This is a genomic window from Cellulosimicrobium arenosum (assembly GCF_014837295.1).
GTDB classification, from domain to species: domain Bacteria; phylum Actinomycetota; class Actinomycetes; order Actinomycetales; family Cellulomonadaceae; genus Cellulosimicrobium; species Cellulosimicrobium arenosum.
In genome coordinates this window covers 104,322-125,208 of record NZ_JACYHB010000003.1, presented here as the reverse complement: position 1 = coordinate 125,208, position 20,887 = coordinate 104,322, and the positions used below count along the sequence as shown (strand labels likewise).

General features: G+C 73.8%; 18 protein-coding genes. 8 read left to right on the top strand and 10 right to left on the bottom strand.

All coding sequences use genetic code 11. The features are described 5' to 3' along the window. The first annotated feature begins 15 nt into the window (after positions 1–15). A complete protein-coding gene (locus IF651_RS05085; protein WP_191828019.1) occupies positions 16–957 on the top strand; it encodes a PhzF family phenazine biosynthesis protein in 942 nt (313 codons plus the stop codon). A gap of 36 nt (positions 958–993) precedes the next feature. On the opposite strand, the gene IF651_RS05080 is transcribed toward IF651_RS05085, so the two are convergent. Together IF651_RS05080 and IF651_RS05075 are read right to left on the bottom strand one after the other, a co-directional pair. Next, complete coding sequence (locus tag IF651_RS05080; protein ID WP_191828018.1) at positions 994–1,992, bottom strand: hypothetical protein; 999 nt, start codon at positions 1,990–1,992, stop codon at positions 994–996. Between the two features lie 95 nt (positions 1,993–2,087). Further along, positions 2,088–2,930 (bottom strand): SDR family NAD(P)-dependent oxidoreductase, encoded by an 843-nt coding sequence (locus IF651_RS05075; protein ID WP_191828017.1) that lies wholly within the window; start codon positions 2,928–2,930, stop codon positions 2,088–2,090. 65 nt (positions 2,931–2,995) lie between these two features. On the opposite strand from IF651_RS05075, the gene IF651_RS05070 reads away from it, so the two are divergent. Then, positions 2,996–3,478: a glutathione peroxidase gene (locus tag IF651_RS05070; RefSeq protein ID WP_191828016.1), complete on the top strand. Its 483-nt coding sequence runs from the start codon at positions 2,996–2,998 to the stop codon at positions 3,476–3,478. A 41-nt stretch (positions 3,479–3,519) separates the two neighbouring features. Here the strand turns inward: IF651_RS05070 and IF651_RS05065 are convergent, their stop codons facing one another. Next, positions 3,520–4,170, bottom strand: a complete 651-nt coding sequence (locus IF651_RS05065) for a nucleoside/nucleotide kinase family protein (protein WP_191828015.1) — start codon at positions 4,168–4,170, stop codon at positions 3,520–3,522. A gap of 117 nt (positions 4,171–4,287) precedes the next feature. Between IF651_RS05065 and IF651_RS05060 the strand changes: the two genes are divergently transcribed. The 3 genes from IF651_RS05060 (at position 4,288) to IF651_RS05050 (ending at position 8,099) form a co-directional block, all read left to right on the top strand. After that, on the top strand, positions 4,288–5,805 hold the full coding sequence (locus tag IF651_RS05060; RefSeq protein WP_191828014.1) for a catalase: 1,518 nt from the start codon (positions 4,288–4,290) through the stop codon (positions 5,803–5,805). A 126-nt stretch (positions 5,806–5,931) separates the two neighbouring features. Next, the gene (locus IF651_RS05055; protein ID WP_191828013.1) at positions 5,932–6,813 is read left to right on the top strand and encodes an alpha/beta fold hydrolase; all 882 of its coding nucleotides are present in this window, start codon (positions 5,932–5,934) and stop codon (positions 6,811–6,813) included. After that, complete coding sequence (locus tag IF651_RS05050; protein WP_338403780.1) at positions 6,810–8,099, top strand: MFS transporter; 1,290 nt, start codon at positions 6,810–6,812, stop codon at positions 8,097–8,099. The genes IF651_RS05055 and IF651_RS05050 overlap by 4 nt, the downstream gene beginning before the upstream one ends. 52 nt (positions 8,100–8,151) lie before the next feature. Here the strand turns inward: IF651_RS05050 and IF651_RS05045 are convergent, their stop codons facing one another. From IF651_RS05045 to IF651_RS05035, 3 genes are all read right to left on the bottom strand, one after another. Beyond that, entirely contained in the window at positions 8,152–11,580 is a 3,429-nt protein-coding gene (locus IF651_RS05045) for a CARDB domain-containing protein (protein ID WP_191828012.1), read from the bottom strand. A 279-nt stretch (positions 11,581–11,859) separates the two neighbouring features. Beyond that, complete coding sequence (locus IF651_RS05040; RefSeq protein WP_191828011.1) at positions 11,860–12,930, bottom strand: FUSC family protein; 1,071 nt, start codon at positions 12,928–12,930, stop codon at positions 11,860–11,862. A gap of 68 nt (positions 12,931–12,998) precedes the next feature. Beyond that, positions 12,999–14,219 carry an SLC13 family permease gene (locus IF651_RS05035; RefSeq protein ID WP_338403779.1) on the bottom strand — a complete coding sequence of 407 codons (1,221 nt, stop codon included), beginning with the start codon at positions 14,217–14,219 and terminating at the stop codon, positions 12,999–13,001. 148 nt (positions 14,220–14,367) lie between these two features. Here IF651_RS05035 and IF651_RS05030 point away from each other — a divergent pair, with 148 nt between their 5' ends. Beyond that, a complete protein-coding gene (locus IF651_RS05030; protein ID WP_191828010.1) occupies positions 14,368–15,573 on the top strand; it encodes a zinc-dependent alcohol dehydrogenase in 1,206 nt (401 codons plus the stop codon). Beyond that, a complete protein-coding gene (locus IF651_RS05025) occupies positions 15,570–16,076 on the top strand; it encodes a hypothetical protein (RefSeq protein WP_191828009.1) in 507 nt (168 codons plus the stop codon). Before IF651_RS05030 ends, IF651_RS05025 begins: the two co-directional genes overlap by 4 nt. Here the strand turns inward: IF651_RS05025 and IF651_RS05020 are convergent. Next, positions 16,073–16,864, bottom strand: coding sequence for an SDR family NAD(P)-dependent oxidoreductase (locus IF651_RS05020; RefSeq protein WP_191828008.1), 792 nt, complete (start codon positions 16,862–16,864; stop codon positions 16,073–16,075). The two genes, IF651_RS05025 and IF651_RS05020, sit on opposite strands and share 4 nt — an antisense overlap. Before the next feature lie 112 nt (positions 16,865–16,976). Here IF651_RS05020 and IF651_RS05015 point away from each other — a divergent pair, with 112 nt between their 5' ends. After that, a complete protein-coding gene (locus IF651_RS05015) occupies positions 16,977–17,582 on the top strand; it encodes a MarR family winged helix-turn-helix transcriptional regulator (RefSeq protein ID WP_191828007.1) in 606 nt (201 codons plus the stop codon). On the opposite strand, the gene IF651_RS05010 is transcribed toward IF651_RS05015, so the two are convergent. From IF651_RS05010 to IF651_RS05000, 3 genes are read right to left on the bottom strand one after another with little or no spacing between them, the layout of a single operon-like run. Further along, on the bottom strand, positions 17,494–18,234 hold the full coding sequence (locus IF651_RS05010; RefSeq protein WP_191828006.1) for a glycosyltransferase family 2 protein: 741 nt from the start codon (positions 18,232–18,234) through the stop codon (positions 17,494–17,496). The genes IF651_RS05015 and IF651_RS05010 overlap by 89 nt on opposite strands. Further along, complete coding sequence (locus IF651_RS18155; protein ID WP_338403778.1) at positions 18,231–19,673, bottom strand: PIG-L family deacetylase; 1,443 nt, start codon at positions 19,671–19,673, stop codon at positions 18,231–18,233. Before IF651_RS18155 ends, IF651_RS05010 begins: the two co-directional genes overlap by 4 nt. Next, the gene (locus tag IF651_RS05000) at positions 19,670–20,755 is read right to left on the bottom strand and encodes an acyl-CoA/acyl-ACP dehydrogenase (protein WP_191828004.1); all 1,086 of its coding nucleotides are present in this window, start codon (positions 20,753–20,755) and stop codon (positions 19,670–19,672) included. The genes IF651_RS18155 and IF651_RS05000 overlap by 4 nt, the downstream gene beginning before the upstream one ends. Positions 20,756–20,887 lie beyond the last annotated feature (132 nt).

The following is a 20,887-nucleotide window of genomic DNA, read 5'->3' as shown; positions in this document are numbered from 1 at the left end:
CTCTACGCTGTCCCCATGACCAGGGACACCCGAGCGCGACACGGCCTGCCCGGAGCGCAGGAGGAGTCGCGACCCTTCGCGCAGGTGGACGTCTTCACGACCACCCCCACCTGCGGCAACGCGGTCGCCGTCGTCCTGGCGGCCGAAGGCCTCGACGACGCGCAGATGGCCGCGTTCGCCCGCTGGACGAACCTCTCCGAGACCACCTTCGTCCTGCCCCCGACACGGCAGGGCGCTGCCGACGGCGCCGACTACCGCCTCCGAATTTTCACCCCCACCGGTGAGCTGCCGTTCGCCGGGCACCCGACCCTCGGCTCGTGCCACGCCTGGCTCGAGTCCGGCGGTCGACCCGCGGCTCACGACGTCGTCGTGCAGGAGTGCGGCGTCGGGCCCGTGACGGTCCGCCGCGACGCCGACGGCGGCCCACGCCTCGCGTTCGCGGCGCCGGCGCTGCGGAGCGACGAGCCGCTGGACGACGGCGAGCTCGCCGCGATCGTCTCCGCGCTGCGCGTCCCGGGCAGCGCCGTCCTCGACCACCGGTTCCTCGACAACGGACCGGGCTGGCGCGTCCTGCTGCTCGACTCGGCCGAGCGGGTCGCCGGGCTCGCGCCCGACTTCGCGACGCTGCGCGCCACGCACCCCGACCTGTCCGTCGGGGTCGCCGGGCTCTACCCCGCCGGCACAGGTCCCGACGGTACCGGTCCCGACGGCGCGGCCGTCGAGGTGCGCGGGTTCGCCCTCGGGATGGGCATCCCGGAGGACCCCGTCACGGGCAGCCTGCAGGCCGTCGTCGGGCAGTGGCTCACCGCCGACGGGCGCCTGCCCGGTCGGTACCTGGCCGCCCAGGGTGCTGCGCTGGGCCGCGCCGGCCGGGTGCACGTCGAGCGCGACGGCACCGGGACGGTCTGGGTCGGCGGTGACAGCGTGACCGTCGTCGCGGGCAGCGTCGTGCTCTGACCGTCAGGGCTCCGACGCCCTCGCACGGGCGGACCGCTAGAACAGCTTGGCCACCTCGTGGTCGGTCACGACCAGCGCGGCGGCACGCACGAGGTCGGAGAACTCCGGCGACTTCGTCGCGACGAGGTCGGCCGGGCGGATCAGGACGACGACCTCGCCCGTGCTGATGAGGTTGCCCCCCGCGTACCCCTTGTCGAGACCCGCGTAGGCGTCCTCGTAGCCGGGGGGCGCAGGCGCCCGGAGCTCCTCGTCGGCGGCACCGGACGTGTCTGCGAGCGGGCCGTCGGACGCGACGTCAGCCTCGAAGGCGGCGGCGATCTCGTCGGCCTCGTCCTCGGAGCCCACGTCCACGACGACCAGGTCGATCGCGTTCGCCTGCCCCTCGCCGGAGACGATGCGCACCTCGAAGCCCTGCTCGCACGCGTCACCGACGCCCTCGGTCAGCGCGGGGATCGCGGGCATGTCGGCGCAGTCGAAGTCGTGCCGCGCCGTCAGGCTCAGGTCGTAGTCGTTGACCACCCAGTCGTTGTCGCCGTAGTAGTCCCACGACATCGGCGCGAGGTCCGGGCCCTTCTCGGCGTCCATCTCGTCGCTCGCGCGGTACGTGTCGTCCAGCGGCGCGTTGACGGTGTCCGAGCCGAGCGTGGGCTCGTCCTCCGGGCCCGCCTCACCCTCCGCCGGGTCCTCGCTCGGCTCCGTGGACTCGACCGGCGCGGGTGCCGCGACCACGGGGTCCGGGTACGACGGCGGACCCCAGATCGAGTACGTGAGCACGAGTCCCAGCGCGGCGAAGACCAGAGACCCTCCGGCCACGGCCCCGACGACGAGGCCGTCCCGGTTGCGCGGGCGGCCCGTGCCGCCCGGCGTGCCCTCCGTCGGCACCGGCGCGCCGTAGCTCGGCTGCCCGGTGCCGTACGTCGGCTGCTGCGTGTACTGGCCCTGCGGACCCTGCGGCCCCCCGTACGGGGCCGGGACGTACGTGTCGTCGACGGGTGGGGGCGGCGGAGCCTGCGAGGGGTCGTACGGGGCGGTCATGGGCTCTCGGTCGTCCTCTTCGTGCGTGGCGGGGCCTCCATGGTGCCAGGCTCCGCGCCGCGACCCGGACGTGCCTCGGATGGTGGACCACCCGATCAGCGTGGCGCCATGCGCACGGCGCCGTCGAGACGGATCACCTCGCCGTTGAGCATCGGGTTCTCGACGATCGCGCGCACGAGCCGCGCGTACTCGTCCGGGCGACCGAGGCGGCTCGGGTGCGGCACCTGGGCGGCGAGGGACTCCTGTGCCGCCGCGGGCAGGGACGCCATCATCGGGGTACGGAAGATCCCCGGCGCGATGGTCATGACGCGGATGCGGTGCTGGGCGAGGTCGCGCGCGAGCGGCAGCGTCAGTGCGGCGACACCGCCCTTCGACGCCGCGTACGCCGCCTGGCCGACCTGCCCGTCGTACGCCGCGACCGACGCGGTCTGGACCACGACGCCCCGCTCCTCCCCCGGCCCGTCCGGCGCGTCCGGCGCGTCCGGCGCGCCGGGGCCGGCGGAGTCGGCGGAGTCGTCGGCGTCGTCGGCGTCGGGCAGCGGGTCGAGCGCGAGCATGCGTTCGACGGCGCGGCTCACGACGTCGAACGTCCCGACGAGGTTGACGTCGACGACGCGCCGGAACGCGTCGAGCGGGTGCACACCGCGCTTGCCGACCACCCGTTGCGCGAGCACGATCCCGGCGCAGCTCACCACGACCCGCGCCCCACCCAGGTCGTCGGCGACGTCGAGGGCGCGAGCGACGTCGTCGGGCACCGTGACGTCCGTGGGGACGAACCGCGCCGAGTCCCCCAGCGCGTCCGCGACCGCTGCGCCGTCGGAGGACGCCAGGTCGGCGACCACGACGCGCGCACCGGCCGCGACGAGGTCCTGCGCCGTCGCACGGCCCAGCCCGGACGCCCCACCCGTCACCAGCGCCACCGTGCCGTCGATCCGCATGCTCGCACCGTAACCCCCCGCCGCCGCCGAGAAGTGAGGTCAGGAGGGCGTGGCAGGATGCGCAGATGGGTCTCTACGACATCCCGTTCCAGGCGATGGACGGTTCCACGCACACGCTCGGGGAGCACCGCGACGACGTCGTGATGGTCGTCAACGTCGCGTCCCGGTGCGGCCTCGCACCCCAGTACGCGACGCTCGAGTCGATGCAGAAGCTGTACGGCGAGCGCGGGTTCCAGGTCGTCGGGTTCCCGAGCAACCAGTTCCTGCAGGAGCTGGGCAGCAACGAGGCGGTCCAGGAGTTCTGCTCCACGACCTACGGCGTGACGTTCCCCGTCGTGGACCGTGTGCGCGTCAACGGCCGGCACGCCCACCCGCTGTACACCGAGCTGAAGAAGACGCCCGACGCGGACGGCAAGGCCGGTCGTGTCACGTGGAACTTCGAGAAGTTCCTCGTGCTGCCCGGTGGCGAGGTGCACCGGTTCCGGCCCCGCACGCTGCCCGACGACCCGGCCGTCGTCGAGCTCGTGGAGCAGCACCTGCCCCGCTGAGCCGCCGCCCGCCCCGGGGCCGCGTCCGTGTCAGCAGCCCGTCAGCGCACCACCATCGCGGGGCGGCGGGCGTCGTCGACCCGCACGACGACGTCCGCCACCTCCTGCGGGCGCGTCTCCTGCTCGTAGCGCGCGTACGCGGCGAGGGACCACGCGTCGTCGGGCGCGGTGCGGCGCTCGAGCGTCGCGGGCCGGACGGCGAGGTGCACGGCCAGGTCGGTCGCGAGCCCTCGGCCCAGGGCGAGCGACCCGGCGAGCACGACGACCAGACCCGGCTCCGCCTCGACGTAGCCGGCGCGGGTGGCGCGGTCGGTGACGGGGTCGCGCAGGCTCGGCAGGTAGCGCCCGGACCCGCCCGGCCCGACGGCGTCGAGCACCTCACGGTTCAGGCCCGAGACGTCGATCCGGTCGTCGAGGAGGGCGTCCGGGTCCTCGCGCCCACGCTCCAGCCGGAGCGACGCAGGGCGCCAGAAGTCCGCGACGCGGATTCGCGCGGCCGGCCGTCCGGCCGCGCGCAGGGGTGCGACCAGCGCGTCCGCGAGCGCCTCGGGGTGCGTCGTCGGGTGGCCGTCGACGAGCACGCGGACGACGCCGCGGGCAGGGTCCCGGGCGGACCGGGAGGCGCGCGATCCGAGCACGAGGTCGACGACCCGTTCGACGAGGACGGCCTCGGTCACCGGTTCCGCACGCACCCGCCCAGCCTCCCACGGCCGCCCTGCTGCTCGACCGCGCTCCCGTCTCGCGAGCTCCCGGGCACGCTCCTACGTTGGACGGGTCCGCACGTCTCTTCGAGCGAGGGGTCACCACCCATGAGCAGCGACCCACGGTCCACCTCCACCAACGGCGCTCCTGCCGCCAGCGACGAGCACTCCCTCACCGTCTCCCCGAGCGGCCCGATCGTGCTGCACGACCATCACCTGATCGAGCAGATGGCCGGGTTCAACCGGGAGAAGGTGCCGGAACGCCAGCCGCACGCGAAGGGCGGCGGCGCGTTCGGCCGCTTCGAGGTCACCCACGACGTCAGCGCCTACACCCGGGCCGACATGTTCCAGCCGGGCCGCACGACCGAGATGCTCGCCCGGTTCTCCACGGTCGCCGGTGAGCTCGGCAGCCCCGACACGTGGCGCGACCCGCGCGGCTTCGCCCTGCGCTTCTACACCGACGAGGGCAACTACGACATGGTCGGCAACAACACCCCCGTCTTCTTCGTCCGGGACCCGATGAAGTTCCAGGCCTTCATCCGGTCCCAGAAGCGCCGTGCCGACAACAACCTGCGCGACCACGACATGCAGTGGGACTTCTGGACCCTCTCCCCCGAGTCCGCCCACCAGGTGACCTGGCTGATGGGTGACCGCGGCATCCCGCGCTCGTGGCGGCACATGAACGGCTACTCCAGCCACGCCTACCAGTGGGTCAACGCGTCGGGCGAACGGTTCTGGGTGAAGTACCACTTCCACACCGACCAGGGCATCGAGTTCTTCACGCAGGACGAGGGTGACCAGATGACCTCGATGGACACGGACTACCACGTCCGCGATCTGTGGGAGCACATCGCGGCGGGCGACCCTCCCAGCTGGACGCTCTACATGCAGGTGATGCCGTACGAGGACGCGAAGACCTACCGGTTCAACGCGTTCGACCTCACGAAGGTGTGGCCGCACGGCGACTACCCGCTGATCGAGGTCGGCCGCATGACGCTCGACCGCAACCCGAGCAACTACTTCACCCAGATCGAGGAGGCGGCGTTCTCCCCGAGCAACCTCGTCCCGGGGATCGGCGTCAGCCCGGACAAGATGCTGCTCGGGCGCATGTTCTCCTACGCCGACGCCCACCGCGCACGGCTCGGCGTCAACTACACCGAGGTGCCGGTCAACCGCCCGCACGTCCCGGTCCGGTCCTATCTCAAGGACGGCGCGGGTCGGCACGAGAACCCGGGCGACCCGGTCTACGCGCCGAACTCGTACGGCGGTCCGTACGCCGACGGCGGCGCGCTCGACGCCGAGCGTGGCTGGGAGTCCGACGGCGAGATGGTGCGCGCCGCGTACGTGCCGCACGAGCAGGACGACGACTTCGTGCAGGCCGGGACGCTGGTGCGCGACGTGATGGACGACGCGGCGCGGGCGCGGCTGGTGGAGAACATCGTCGGCCACCTGCTCAACGGGGTCAGCCGGCCGGTGCTCGAGCGTGCGTTCGCGTACTGGCGCTCGGTGGACGACGCGCTGGGTCGGGCCGTCGAGGAGGGTGTGCACGCGAAGGCGGACGAGCTCGATCCGAAGGCGGCGCACCAGGCGAACGAGGCGCGCTCCACCGCTCAGCGCAAGGCGTGAGCCGCCGGGTGCGCGGCCGGCGCGGACCCAGGGTCCGGCGGTCGCCACCCGGTCCACGCTCGGACTGCGGCACGATGAGTGCGGCCGGTCCGTCCGGTCCACCCTGCCACCGGACGAGGAGAGGCCATGACCGACGTGACCGAGCGCGACGTGACGACCGCGGACGGGCGCGTGCTGCACGCGTACGACCGGCCCCCGCAGGGCCGGTCGCCGGGGACCGAGGCGGTGACCGTCGTCTGGCACCACGGGACGCCGAACATCGGCCTGCCGCCCGCCCCGCTGTTCGACGTCGCGGACAGGCTCGGGATCCGGTGGGTCGCCTACGACCGGCCGGGGTACGGCGGGTCGACGCCCCACCCGGACCGCTCCGTCGGGTCCGCCGCGGACGACGTCGCCGCGGTCCTCGACGCGCTGGCCGTCGATCAGGTCGCGGTCATGGGGCACTCCGGCGGCGGGCCGCACGCGCTCGCGTGCGCGGCGCTGCTGGGCGAGCGGGTGACGGGCGCGATCGTCGGCGGGTGCCTCGCGCCGTACGTCACGGCCACCGCCGAGGGCTTCGACTGGTTCGCCGGCATGGCGCCGTCGGGCGTGACGTCCCTGCGCGCGGCCGTGGCAGGTCGCGCGGAGAAGGAGGCGCTCGCGGCGTCGGACTGGCAGGACGACATGGAGTTCACCCCCGGCGACCTGGACGCCCTGCACGGGGAGTGGTCGTGGTTCGACGCGGTCGTCGGGCCCGCGGTCGCGGCCGGTCCCGCCCCGGCGACGGACGACGACCTCGCCTACGTCCGCCCGTGGGGGTTCGCCGTGCCCGACGTCGGTGTCCCCACCCTGGTCCTGCACGGCGGCCGCGACACCGTGGTGCCGGCGACGCACGGGCGCTGGGTCGCCGCGCACGTACCGGGCGCCGAGCTGTGGCTCGACCCGCAGGGCGGGCACATCTCCGTGCTGCGCGAGGCGCCGCGGGCGTTGGACCGGCTCGTCGAGCTGCTCGACCGGCACGCCGCGTGACGGCCGACCGGGCGGACCCGGCGGATGCGGGGGGCGCGGTCGGCGCGGGCCGTGCTGCCGATGCACGGGCCGCCACGATCCGCGGGGCCGCGGGTGGGATCGGGGCGCTCGTCGTCGCGACGTTCGTCGCCATCACCACCGAGATGGTGCCCGTCGGGCTCCTCCCGCTGATCAGCGACGACCTCGGTGTCACCGAGTCCGTCGCGGGCCTGCTCGTCACCGCCTACGCGTTCATGGTGGCGGTGCTCGCCGTGCCGCTGACGCTCGGGACGCGTCGGCTGCCGCGCAAGGGGCTGCTCCTGACCACGCTCGTGATCTACACGGCGAGCAACGTGCTCGTCGCGTTCGCGCCGACGTTCGCGGTCGTCGCGGCGGCGCGGTCCCTGGGCGGGGTGGCGCACGCGGTGTTCTTCTCGGTGAGCATCGGGTACGCGTCGCGCCTGGTGCGCCCCTACCTGACCGGACGGGCGCTCGCGCTGGTCACCGCGGGCGGGACCGCGGGGTTCGTGCTGGGCGTGCCGTTGTCGACGGCGCTCGGGACCGCCACCGACTGGCGCACGGCGTTCCTCGTGCTCGCGGGTGTGTGCGCCCTCGCGACGGCGATGATCGCGGTCGTGCTCCCACCGGTCCCCGGGGGCGGGGCGCCGCCCGCGGACGCCGCCCGGTCGACCCGGCGCACGGCGCTCGCCCTCGCGGTCACCGTGAACGGGCTGACGTTCCTGGGTCAGTACACGGTGTACACGTACGTGTCGGTGCTGCTGCTCGCGGCCGGGCTGGGGGCGTCGACGCTCGGACCGGTGCTGCTCGTGCTCGGCGCGCTCGGGCTCGTCGGGACGGCGTACGCAGCCGCCCGGCTGGACTCGCACCAGCGCCGCACCGCCGTCGTCGCGCTCGCGACGATCGGCGCCGGCATGCTCGTCGTCGGGCTGACGTTCCCCGGCATCGTCGGGGTGCTGGTCGCCGCGGCCGTGTGGAGCACCGGGTTCGGCGCGGCGCCCTCGGTCCTGCAGACCTCGGCGATCCGCACCCACGGCGCCTCGCCGGACATGACCGGCGCGCTCGTCAACACCACGGCGAACATCGGCATCGGGGGCGGTGCCGCGCTGGGCGGGGCGGTCCTCGCCGGGGTAGGGCTCGGCGTCGTGCCGTTCGTCGGGGCGGCGCTCGTCGCCGGCGCGCTGGGCGTGGTCCTCCTCGCGCGCCGCACGTTCCCGAACCCGAACCCGACAACAAGCCCGGAATCGCTCAGCGACGACGGAGGCGCTCCGCCCGCGAGAACGACCTGAGGGTCGCCAACGGGTGGTTGGCGACCCTCAGGTCGTGCTCGGCGGGTGGGTGCTACTCGGACGAGAACGTGAACTGGGAGCCTGGCTCCTTTTCTACGTCGCCCTCGGCCGAGTTCGTGATCGTCACGTTCGTCAGGATCGCGTTGCCGCGGGCGCCGCCCATCGCGAGGATGCCGGAGCCGTTGTTGGACTTCTCGATCCGGACGTTCGTGATCTTGACGTCGGGCATGTTGCCGCCGCCGTTCTTGAACTGGATGCCGTCGTAGGTCGAGTCGACGATGTCCGTGTCGCGGATGGTGACGCCGACGATGTCGTGCGTCTGCGGGAAGATCGTGATCGCGCCGAACTCCTGGTCCTCGTTCCAGAACGCCCCGCCGGTCCGGTACAGACCGTTGTTGGCGATGAGCGTCGTCCCCGAGAACGGCAGGGGGTCGTGGTCGGTCGCCAGCATGATGCCGGGGTAGTTCATGGTGTCGGAGATCAGGTTGTTCTCGATCGAGTTGTCGTAGCCGCCGTAGATCGCGATGCCGTTGGCACGCCACGGGAGCTGGACCGTGTTGTTGCGGAACGCGTTGCTGTGCCCGATGTCGACGTTCCGGTCCTTGACGTACGGGTTCGCCCAGACGGCGAGCGCGTCGTCGCCCGTGTTGCGGAACGACGAGTTGAAGACGAGCGAGTTGCGGGTCCCGTTGCTGAAGTTGATGCCGTCCGCGTAGGTGTTGCGGATGCGCATGCCGGAGAACTCGACGCCGTCACCGGGCCCCCAGAGCTCGGGGATGTTGGTGTAGTCGCGCCCGACCCACACGCCGACGTTCGCGTGCTCGATCCACACGTTGGTGATCTTCGTGTCCTTGCCGAAACGCCCGTTGAGCCCGACGCCGCCCTCCTGCTGGCCGTTGTCACCGCGGATCCGGCCGGAGCCGAAGATCGCGATGTCGGAGATCTGGACGTTGTCGTCGATGTCGAACCCGAAGTTGCCCTCGTGCGGGTGGTTGATCATGCCCGGGGCGTCCTGGGGCTGGATGAGGCTGTAGAGCTGCGAGTGCCACATGCCCGCGCCGCGGATCGTGACATGGCTGATGCCCACCTGGTTGTGCATGCCGCGGTTCAGCGGGTCGTCGGTGAGGATCTTCTTCTCCTGGCGCCACTGCCCCGCCGGGATCCACACGCAGTCGATGTCGCCCTCCTGGTTCGCGGTCACCGCGGCCTGGATGGCGGCGGTGTCCTCGAGCCCGTCGTTCGGCACCGCGCCGTACTCGGTGATCGACGTGCAGCCGGCCGGCTTCGACGTGGGCGGCGCGACCTGCTCGAGCTCGACCAGGTCGATGACGTAGTACGCGGCGTCGTCACCGGCGTCGCGCTGGAGCGTGAAGACGGTGCCCGCGGGGAACGACCTCGGCAGGAGCGCGTGCGACTCGTCGAACACGCGACGCGCGTCGCCGCTCGGCGTGTTGCTCAGCGCCTCGGGCCCGTCGACGTTCCCGTACAGCCACGAGTGCTTCGAGGAGAGCGTGAGCTTCTGCACGAACTGGCCGTCCGCGTAGAGGCTGATCGTCTTCTCCTGGCCGCCGCCGCCGGGGGCGTCGGGGATCGCGTTGCGCACGACGATCGAGTTGGTCGCCACGGTCGAGGTGAGCTCGACGTGCTGGCCGGTCGAGTCGAGGCGCACGGACTTGCGGCCCGACGACTCGGTGCCGAAGTTCGTGTGCCCGAACGTCCGCACCGCGTCCGTCTGGAGCAGCGTGCCGGTGTACCGGCCGTCCTCCGCCTCATACGTCGTGTACGGCGAGGCCGCGCCGCGCCCGACGACGATCGACTGCGTCGTGGTGTTGTTGCCCTCGTTCGTCTCGGCGACGACGCCGGTCGCGTCCGCCATCGCCGTGACCGTGGCCCCGCCGTTGGTCGCGGTCCACGTCCCGCTCGGCGTGACGGTGACGGTCGCACCGGCCGCCACGGCCGGCGTCGTGCCGTTCAGCGTGGTGGAGCCCACGACGACGCGCGTGACCGACCCTGCCGGCACCGCCTCGGAGCCGCGGTTCTTCACCTGCACCGAGAACGAGACCTTCGCACCGACGGCCGGGTTGCCGGGCGTCGGTGCGACGCCGAGGACCTGGAGGTCGGGGCCGGCGGCCTCGCTCACGACGAGCTTCGTCGCGCTGACGTGCGCGTTGTCGGACTCGTCCTGCTCGACGACGGTGTTCGCCGGGTCGACGACGGCGCCGACCGTGTACTCGCCGGCTCCGCGCGTCCCCGCCGCGACCTGGACCTGGGCGCTCGCGCCAGGCTGGATCGCCGGCACCGCTGCCGAGCCGACCTTCGTCCCACCGAGCGTCGCGTCCAGCGTCGTGGCGGACGACGCCCGGTCGCCCGTGTTCCGCACCGTGGCCGTGAGGGTCACGGGGGTCTTCTCCGTGGGCGCAGCCGGGCTCGCGGTCACGGCACCGACCGTGAGGTTCGGGTTGGGCGCGGGCGCGCCGTAGACCTCGAGCTCGGCGACCTGGCCGTTGCCCGCGCCGGTGTTGCCCGTGAACCGCAGGCGGACGTCGGTGACGCTGCCCGTGACGTCGACGCTGCGCGTGTTGCCGCTCGACGGCGCGAACGCGTAGGCCGCGGACGCCTTGAGCTCCTGCCACGCGCCCGTGCCCGACCGTCCCCACACGGAGAACGTCTGGGTGCGCGCACCCCACGCGGCGTCGGGGTTGACGCGCACGGTGACGCGGCTGAGCTGGGTCTGCGAGGCGAGCAACACGTCGAGCGTCGACGGGTACTGCCCGCCCGCGCCCTCCCAGTACGTGCCGGTCTGCCCGTCCACCGCGTTCGCGGCGGCGTACGTCCACTCGGTCGACGACGCGACGGCGGGCCGGTTCTTCGCGTAGTTGGTGCCGGTGGGGTCGGTCGGGTCGGTCGGGTCGGTGGGGTCGGTGGGGTCGTCGCCCGGGGTCCCCCACACCTCGAGCTCGGACACCTGCCCGTTGGCGGCGCCCGAGTTGGCCGTGAAGACGACGCGCACGTCGGAGGCCTCGGCGGTCACGGGGATCTCGACCACGTTGCCCGTCGACGGGTTGAACGTGTACGTCGCCGACGCCTTGAGCGTGCTGAACGTGCTCGCGCCGTCGATCCGGCCGAGCACCGAGAAGGTCTGGGTCCGGGTCGACCAGACGGCAGGCGGCGGCAGCTTGACCACGACCTTGGTCAGGTCGGCGTCGCCGTCGAGGTCGACGGTCAGGTCGGACGGGTACTGCCCGCCCGCGCCCTCCCAGTACGAGCTCGCGTCGCCGTCGTTCGCGTTGCCCGCCACGTAGGTCTGGGTGACGGACGACGCCGCGATCGGCCGGTGCAGCGCGAGGTTGGCCGGTGCCGCCGCCGCGGCGACGACCGCGGTGGGGGCGGGTGCGGCGTGGGCGGTGGCCACCGCGCCGAGGGGTACGACGAGCGCGAGCGTGGCCCCGGCCACGGTCGCGTGCTTCCACGGGGTTCTCATGAACGTCCTCGTTCTCCCGCCGGACGGCGGGGTCGTCCACCCGCGGGCGTCGATGCCCGACGACGGGCCGCGGCCGTGCTGGTGGCGCGGAACGTCTCAGGTGGGTCGGGTAGGTGCGAGAGTTGCAGCAGAGGCACTGCTTTGTGCTGCGAGACTGTCAACTTCTTGCGCTACAACAGTGCAGACGTTACGAGAGGGATCTCCCGGGCGTCAAGGGGTGGACGGGATCGACGCGCTCGACGTCGTGCATCGCAGCACGCCGAGCAGGTCCCGGGGGGCTCAGCTCGCGGCGAGGGTCGCCGCTCCGCGGCGGAGCGCGAGCACGAGCGCGCCCGCGACGAAGTAGTCCTCGTCCCCGTTCCGGCGAGCGTCCCGCAGCTCACGGCGCAGGTCCCCGACGGACCGGTCCAGGTCCGCGAGCGCGTCGCCGTCGGCAGGCTCGATGTCGACGGTGCTCAGCGCCGCACCGTAGCTCTCCAGCGCCCGGGCAGCAGCGGGACGCAGACGGGGTCCGAGCGCGAGGCCGTCGCGGCCGTCCCCCTCCCACTCGACGAGGAGCCGGACGAGGATGCCGACGACGTCGGCGGACGTCTCCAGCTCGCCGGCGCGGCGCACCTGCGACGTCGCCCAGTCGCGGTGCCGTCGCAGCCTGAGGTTCCCGCGAGCCGCCTCCCGCATCCGCGCGACGGACTCCCGCGCCTGCCCGAGCGTGGGCTCGAGCGCACGACGCCGCTCGTCCCACTCGTCCTGCGAGGCCGGCCGCTCCCCGGACAGCCCGACCGCGAGCGCCCCGACCTGGTCGACGAGCGTGTCCCGCAGCCGGTCGAGCGCGTCCTCGGACGGGGTGAGCGGCAGCGGCGGCGCGAGGAGGTTGATGCCGACACCGATGAGCGCCCCGAGCACGATGAGTCCTGCGTAGGCCCCGACGAAGCCGAACTTGTCGGTGTTCCCGATGATGAGCACGAACAGCGCCGAGGTGACCGCCCACGTCCCCATGTCGCCGAGCCGGCTCCAGCCGGCGCACAGCAGCGCGAGGCCGACGGCGAGCGCGACGGACAGCGCGCTCGGCGCCAGCAGGAGGTCGACCCCTCGGGCGATCACCGCCCCGACGAGGAGCGCTGCGAGCGCCTGGAACGACTCCCGCACCGAGCGGGCGAGCGTGCTGGTCGTCGCGACGACCGCGCCGAGCGGGGCGTAGTACGGGTAGTCGGAGAACGGCTCGGGCGCGAGCACGCCGGCGAACCAGGCGAGGGCCGCGGCGACCGCGCCCTTGACGGCGAGGGACCACCTCGGGTGCCGCACCCACTGCGACTGCGTCGCCCCGATCACCCGCCGTGCGCGTGCCCGCACCGGTCCTCCTCGCCGTCCCACCGTCCGATCGTCGGCCCGAGACGCGATCCTCGCACCGTCCCGCGCTATCAGCGCAGCATGATCATCGCGACCCCCGCCGCGACGACGAGCGGCGCGAGCAGCAGACCCTGTCGCAGGACCGGCCACACGGGCGGCGCTCCGCTGCCGAACGTGTGCCGGCGGTACTGCTGCCACCACAGCACGGTCGCGAGCGACGCCCACGGTGTGACGAGCGGTCCGGCGTTCACGGCGACGAGCAGGGTCGCGAGCCGGTCGACGTCCTCCCCCGCCGTCGGGGCGAGCGCGAGGTACGCGGGCAGGTTGTTCACCGCGTTGGCGGCGAGGACTCCCGTGGCGGCGAGCTGAGCCAGGTCTCCGCCGCCCGTCCCGTCCCCGGCGACCGCGTCGAGGATGCCGCCCAGGCCGTGCGCGTGCCACGTCTCCACGACGACGAACAGCGCCGCGACGACGAGCGCGGAGCGCCACGGGACCATCTCGCGCACCGGCACCAGGAGCGGCACCTTGCGCCACCACGTGGCGAGACCGAGCACGAGGACCCCGGCGAGCGCGGCGAGGGCGACGGGCAGCTCCGCCGCGAACGCGATCGCGAGCAGCGCCACCACGACTCCCGTCACGACGAGCAGCACGCGGTCGGGCGGCGTCGGGCCGTGTGCCGTGGGCTCGAAGCGACCGACGAACGACCGCCCGTGCAGGACCAGCAGCACGACGACCGTCACGACGAGCACCGCGAGCGCCGGCAGCCACATGACGCCGACGTACCCGGTGCCGAACCGCGACGCGGCGAGCAGGTTCGTGAGGTTGGAGACGGGCAGCAGCAGCGAGGCCGTGTTCGCGAGCGCGAGGACCGTCAGGGCGAGCGGCAGCGGACGTGACTCCGTCCGCCGCGCGAGGGCGAGCACCACGGGCGTGACGAGGACGGCGGTCGAGTCGAGCGACAGGACCACCGTGCTCGCCGTCGCCATGACCACCACGAGCGCCCACAGCACCAGCCGCCGGCCCCGGGCCGCGCTCGCGGCCCGCCCCGCCACGACGTCGAACAGCCCGGCGCCCGCGCACAGCTCCGCCACGACCGTGATCGCGAGGAGGAACACGAGGACCGGGCCGGTGCGGGAGACGAGGTCCCGCGCGTCGCCCGCCGGGAGGAGGCCGGTCGCGGGCAGCGCCACGACGACGAGCGCCGCGACCGCCCAGAGGGGGAACCGGCGTCGACGGCGCGACCCCGCGGCTCCCACGTCCCGGCCCGCGGCGTCCGGACCAGGAGACGTCACGCCGGAAGGTTACGGCACGGGCAGTCCACCCGCCCCGGCAGGGCCGGGACCGCACCCGGGGTGTGAGCGCTGGGGGCTGATGCTTCACTGACGACGTCGGTGCAGAGACTCGCCGGCGTGCGAGGCACCGGCGACGAGGAGTGGAGCAATGCGAGCACTGACCTGGCAGGGACGCGAGGACGTGAGCGTCGAGGACGTCCCCGACCCCCGGATCGAGGAACCGACCGACGCCGTCGTGCGCGTGACGTCGACGGCGATCTGCGGCTCCGACCTGCACCTGTACGGGGTGCTGGGCATGTTCATCGACGCCGGCGACGTCCTGGGCCACGAGGCCATGGGCGTCGTCGAGGAGGTCGGGTCGGCGACGGGCGACCTGAGGGTCGGTGACCGCGTCGTCGTGCCGTTCAACATCTCGTGCGGGCGGTGCTGGACGTGCACGCGCGGACTGCAGTCGCAGTGCGAGACCACGCAGGTGCACGCGCAGGACAAGGGCGCCGCGCTCTTCGGGTACACCAAGCTCTACGGCCAGGTGCCGGGCGGCCAGGCCCAGTACCTGCGCGTGCCGCAGGCCCAGTACGGACCGCTGGTCGTGCCCGACGACGGCACCCCCGACGAGCGGTACCTCTACCTCTCCGACGTGCTCCCCACCGCGTGGCAGGCCGTCGAGTACGCGCACGTGCCCGAGGGCGGGAGCGTCGTCGTGCTCGGGCTCGGCCCGGTCGGGCAGATGGCCGCCCGGGTCGCCCGCCACCGCGGGGCAGGGCTCGTCGTCGGCGTCGACCCCGTGACCGAGCGTCGCGCGATGGCGCAGCGGCACGGCGTGCAGACCGTCGACCCGGCGACGGTCGACGACCTCGCATCCGCCCTGCGCGACCTGACCGACGGCCGTGGCCCGGACTCCGTGATCGACGCCGTCGGGATGGAGGCGCACGGGTCGCCCGTCGCGGAGGCGACGCAGAAGGTCGTGGGCATGCTGCCCGACGCCGTCGCCGCGCCGCTCACCGAGAAGGCCGGCGCGGACCGCCTCGCCGCCCTGTACACGGCGTTCGACGTCGTGCGGCGCGGCGGCACGGTGTCGATCTCCGGCGTCTACGGCGGCGCGAAGGACCCGCTGCCGATGATGCAGCTCTTCGACAAGCAGCTGACGCTGCGCATGGGGCAGGCCAACGTGCGGCGCTGGACCGACGACCTCCTGCCGCTCGTCCAGGACGCCGCCGACCCGCTGGGCGCGCTCGACCTGCGCACGCACCGCGTCCCGCTCGAGGAGGCGCCCGAGGCCTACCGCACCTTCCAGCGCAAGGAGGACGGCTGCATCAAGGTCGTGCTCGACCCGTGGTCCGGGGCGGCGCGATGACCGCGACGCGGCAGACCGACCGCAAGCTCCTCGCGACCTACCTCGACGACCACGTCGCAGGCGCGACGGTCGGCCTGAGCCGGGTCCGGCGCATGGCGCGGGCGTACGAGGGAACGCCGGTCGGCGACGTCGTCGGCCCGATGGTCGACCAGCTGGACACGGAGCGCGAGTTCCTGATCACCACGACGAAGGACCTGGGGTTCCACGTGAGCCGGTACAAGGTGGTGCTCGCGGCGGTCGCCGAACGGGTCGGGCGGCTCACGCCGAACGGTCGGGTCGTCCGGCAGTCGCCCTTGTCGGCGCTCCTCGAGGTCGAGCTCGTGCGCGGGGCGGTGACGGGCAAGCTGAGCGGCTGGCGCACGCTCCAGCAGCTGCCCGGGGACGCCGTCGTCGACCGCGCCCGCGCCGCGGAGCTCGAGGAGCAGGCGCGGCGGCAGGTGGACGACCTCACGGCGCTGCTCGAGCGCCTGCGCCCGGCCGCGCTCACGCGTCCTCGTGACTAGACCGTCGCCGTCAGCACACCTCCGTCCGCGCGGACCGCAGCCCCGTTGGTCGCGGCCGAGAGCGGGCTGGCCAGGTAGAGCGCGAGGTTCGCGATCTCGGACGGTTCGATGAACCGTTGGAGCAGAGTGGTCCGGTTGGCGCCGATGACGGCGGCCTTCATCTCGTTGGTCGTCACGTCCTGAGCCTGGGCGATCTGCGCGACGGTCTCCGCGACGCCGTCGGAGTACGTGGGTCCGCCGAGGATCGTGTTCACGGTGACGTCGGTGCCGCGCGTCAGCTTGGCGAGGCCGTTGCCGAGAGCGAGCATCGCGGCCTTCGTCAGCCCGTAGTGGACCATGTCGGCCGGGATGTTCACGCCCGACTCGCTGCTGACGAAGATGATCCGGCCCCACCCCCTGGCGAGCATCCCGCCGAGCACGTGGCGCGAGAGCCGCACGCCGCTCATGACGTTGACGTCCAGGTAGCGCTGCCACTCGCTGTCGGAGATCTCCTCGAAGCGGGCGAGGCCGAAGAGGCCGACGTTGTTCACGAGGATGTCGAGGTCGGGCAGGGACCCCAGGAGCTCCTCGACCTGGGCGGGATCGGAGAAGTCGGCGACGAGCCCGGTGACGCTCGCGCCGGGGACCTCGGCCCGGAGCCGGAGGAGTGCCTGCTGGACGCCGGCGTCGCTCCGCCCGTTGATGACGACGGTCGCACCCTCGTCGACCAGTGCGCGCGCGATGGCGAAGCCGATGCCTCGTGTGGAGCCGCTGACGAAGGCGGTCTTGTCGTTCAAGCGCAGATCCATGCTTCCCTCTCGTCCCGGACGTGTCGTGACGACCGGTGGATGACTTGCCTGAGCAAGTGACCGTAAGGCCGGATGACTTTCCCCGTCAAGTCAATCGGGATAGCCTGCTGTCATGTCACGCCTCAGCGACGACGACCTGGAGACCTGGTCGGCCCTGGCCACGGTCCTCGAGTGGCTCCCGGCCGCTCTCGACGCCCAGCTGCTGCGCGACGCCGGACTGACGCACTTCGAGTACGGCGTGATGTTCGCGCTCGCCGACGCCCAGGACCGCACGCTGCGGATGAGCACCCTGGCCGGCTACTCGAACAGCTCCCTGTCCCGCCTCTCGCGCGCGGTGGCGCGCCTCGAGGCGCGGGGATGGGTCCGGCGCGCACCGGACCCGACCGACGGGCGCTACACCCTCGCCACGCTGACCGAGGCCGGCGAGCGGAAGATCGACGAGGCCGCCCCGGGCCACGAGGACACCGTCAACCGGCTCGTCCTCGACGCGTTGAGCCGAGCCCAGGTCCGACAGCTTCGCGAGATCAGCCGGCGCATCACGACGGCGATACGAGCCGACGACGGGTGGAGACCGTCGTCTCCCACGTCGGCACCTCCATCAGCGGAACCCCGGGATCCACGGTCCGGCGTCAGGCGGAGCGGTCGAGCGGTACGAGGTCCTCGCGCAGGTGCCGGGCATACCCGCCCGGTGTCCGGCCCTGCAGACGGCCCGACGTGAGCACCTCGGCGCGCGCGTCGGCGACGACCCGCGCCCCGTGCCGCCGCGCGGCGTGCACGAGGCCGACGTCCTCGTGCTCGACCACGGCCGCGAAGCCTCCCGCCGCCTCGTAGGTGGCGAGGCGGACACCGAGGTTGGCGCCGTGCACGTGCCCGTTCGCACTGCCTGGGACGTGACGTTCGCGCCAGGCCGCGGCGCGGTCGGGCGAGAGCTCGTCGAGCCGTGGCCGGACGGTGCCGACGACGACGTCCGCACCCGCGTCGGCCAGGTCGAGCTGTCGGGTGAGCCAGTGGTCGGGCACGACCGAGTCGGCGTCGGTGCACGCGAGCCAGGTACGGTCCGCGCCGGTCCCCGCACCACCGAGCAGGTCGACCGCGGCCTCGACGCCGGCGCGTCGCGCGGGACCGACGCCGGCACGGTCGGTGACGAGACCCGCCATGCCCGCGGCCGCGACCACGTCGGCGCTCCCGTCGGTGCAGCCGTCGAGCACGACGAGCGCGACGACGGCAGCCCCCGGTCGCGCGGCCTGCAACGCACCGACGGCGCGCTGCACGGAGTCGAGGCACGCAGGAAGCAGCTGCTCCTCGTCGTGCGCGGGAACCACGACGAGGATCGCGTCGACCGGCGGGACGACGGCGCGCCCGCGCCTCATACCAGCCCCGCCTCGCGCGCGACCGAGCGTGCCGGGCGGCGGGCCAGGACGTCGAGGACGAAGTCTTCCTCCTCGTGGTGCACGACGACCTCGAGCTCGGGCCGCGCGACCACGCGACCCTGGGCCTCGTCGCCACCGAGCGGGTACTCGGGGACCTCGTGGCGCCAGTGGCACGCGACGAGGACCCCGTCGTCCGTGAGGGACCCGACCGCCCGGTCGAGCGCGCGGTCCAGGTCCTCGCGCCCGTAGTAGTACAGGACCTCGGAGAGCACGACGAGGTCGAACCTGCCTTCCGGCCACTGGTCCGGCGTGTCGAGCCGCAGCAGCTTGACGCCGGACCCCACCCTTCTCCGGGCGATCTCGAGGGGAGCGTCGGCGATGTCCACACCGACGACCCGGTCGGCGCGCGTCTCGATCGCCACCGTGAGGACGCCTGTGGAGCACCCGATCTCGAGCGCGGCACGGAAGCGGGGCCTGGGCAGCGTGGCGAGGAGCACCTCGCGCTTGCGTTCCTCGTACCAGCGCGACTCGAAGCCCCAGGGGTCTGCGCGCCCCGTGTAGAAGCGGTCGAAGAAGTCCCGCCCCAGGGAGCGGTCGGCGTCGGCGCGACCGTCGTGGGTCTCGTCGACCTCCTCGGTCCCACCGGTCTCGACGAGCACCTCCACCGGTCGCGCCGCGTGGCGCAGCATCTCGGGCCCGACGACGGCCTCGTCCCCGGGGCGCGGGGAGAGCGGCCCGACCTGCGACGCGTACGCGGCCACCGCCGTCGCCTTCGCCGCGGCCTCGCCGGCGGTCAGGCGCAGGGCGCGCAGCGCCTCCCACGGCACGTCGGGTCCGGTGGGGTCGCCCCAGTGCCAGAGCCACACCGGGTACTCGACGAGCCGAGCGCCGCGCGACGCCGCGACCTCGGCGACGACCTCCCCGGCGATGCGGTGGTCGCGGTGCCCGTCGCCGCGCCACGGCGCGCACAGCATGGTGCGACCCGCGCCCCGGCCGGTCGGGGCGGCAGGGGGGCCGCCGGCACCCCCCGTGGGACGGGACATGTCGACGGCGGCCCCGACGGCGACCCGCAGCGCCTCCCGGTGCTCGCGCAGCCCGCCGTCGGGCAGCCCGAGCAGGAACACGCGCGAGCCCTCGGCCAGCGCGTCGACGGCCTCGAGGAGCTCGCGCCGCCGCGTCACGCGCAGCTCGTCGCACGACGTCGCCGACCCGGGGTGGGAGCCCTCGCCGTCGGTCGCGACGACGAGCGTGACGGGCACGCCCCGCGCCGCGAGCCGGTGGACGAGGCCGCCCGCACCGAGGGACTCGTCGTCGGGGTGCGCGGCGACCACGACGAGCGCGGCCACGTCGTCGAGGTCGAGGTCCCGCGGCCGGTCGAGGACGCCGGCCCGCACCCAGGCGTCCTCGGACGTCCCCGGATCCCGGTGGTCGAAGCTCACCACGGCCGCTCCCCCGCCGCGAGCAGGTCCCGCCCGAGCGCGGCCTGGTCCCGCTCGGCGTGGTGCTGACGCACGTACAGACCGAGGTCGGCCACCCGGCGGGCGAACTCCTCGTCGGTGCTCAGCGGACCCGGCCCGAGCGCGTGGGCGCACCGGCGCTGCACCTCCTCGACGGCGTCGGCCACCACCGACCTGGCGCGCCGCGCGACGAGCGCGGCGACCGCGCCGTCACGACCGGCGTCGACCGCGTCGGCCGCCTCCGCGAGCACGGCCCGGGCCGCGCAGAGGGCGGCGTCGACCGTCCCGAGGTGCGCCAGCGCGAGCTGGTCCGGTTCGCGCCGACCCAGCGCGTCCCAGAGCGTGCGCGCGAGCCCGACGGCGCCGCCCCACCAGCACGCGGCGACACCGATCCCGCCCCACGCGAAGCCGGGGCGCTCGAGATACCAGCCCGCCGCTCCCACGGGCACGGCCGGGGCGGCGTCGAACCGGACGGACGCGCTGACGACCTGCGCGAGGCCTCGGGCCACCCACGGCCCCTCGGCCGGGACCACCGACGACGGGCGCAGGTCCACGGCGAAGAGGCGCCGTCCGGCGTCGGTCCACGCCGTGACGAGGGCATGGCTGAGGTCCGCGGCGAGCGAGCACCAGGGCTTGGTGCCCGTCAGCGACCAGTCCCCGTCCGTCGAGATCGCCTCGAGACGGGCGCCGGGCCCCTCGGCGGCGAAGACTCCCCACGTCGCAGCCTCCCCGGCGTCGACGACGTCCAGCCCGACCGGCCCGGGCGCCTGGGCGAGGATCGCGAGCGCGTCGAGGTGCGGCTCGAGCGTGCGTGCGACACCCACGTCGACGGCGGCCACCGCCGCGAGCGCGGACCACAGGTCGGCGGTGTGCCCGGAACCGGGGAGCGGGAGGCGCGGGGCGACGTCGGCGACCCACGCGATCGTCGCCGGGACGTCCGTGCCGAGCCGGCGCGCGGCGTCCAGGTCGTCGACGGTGAACGGTCCGCCCGGGGTGGCACCGCCCGGGGCCGCCAAGGACGCCCCGACGGCAGGAGACTGATGGGCGTGCGGGAGCGCGGGCATACGTTCCTCCGGGGGCGCCGGTCGAGCGGCCCACCTCCGGACCGAGACCCAGCGTCGGCGCGGACGCGTGGGCCCGCAACCGCTGCGCGGCGTCGGCCCCATGGCCGCCTCCGCGAGCGCGCCCGCGGTGGT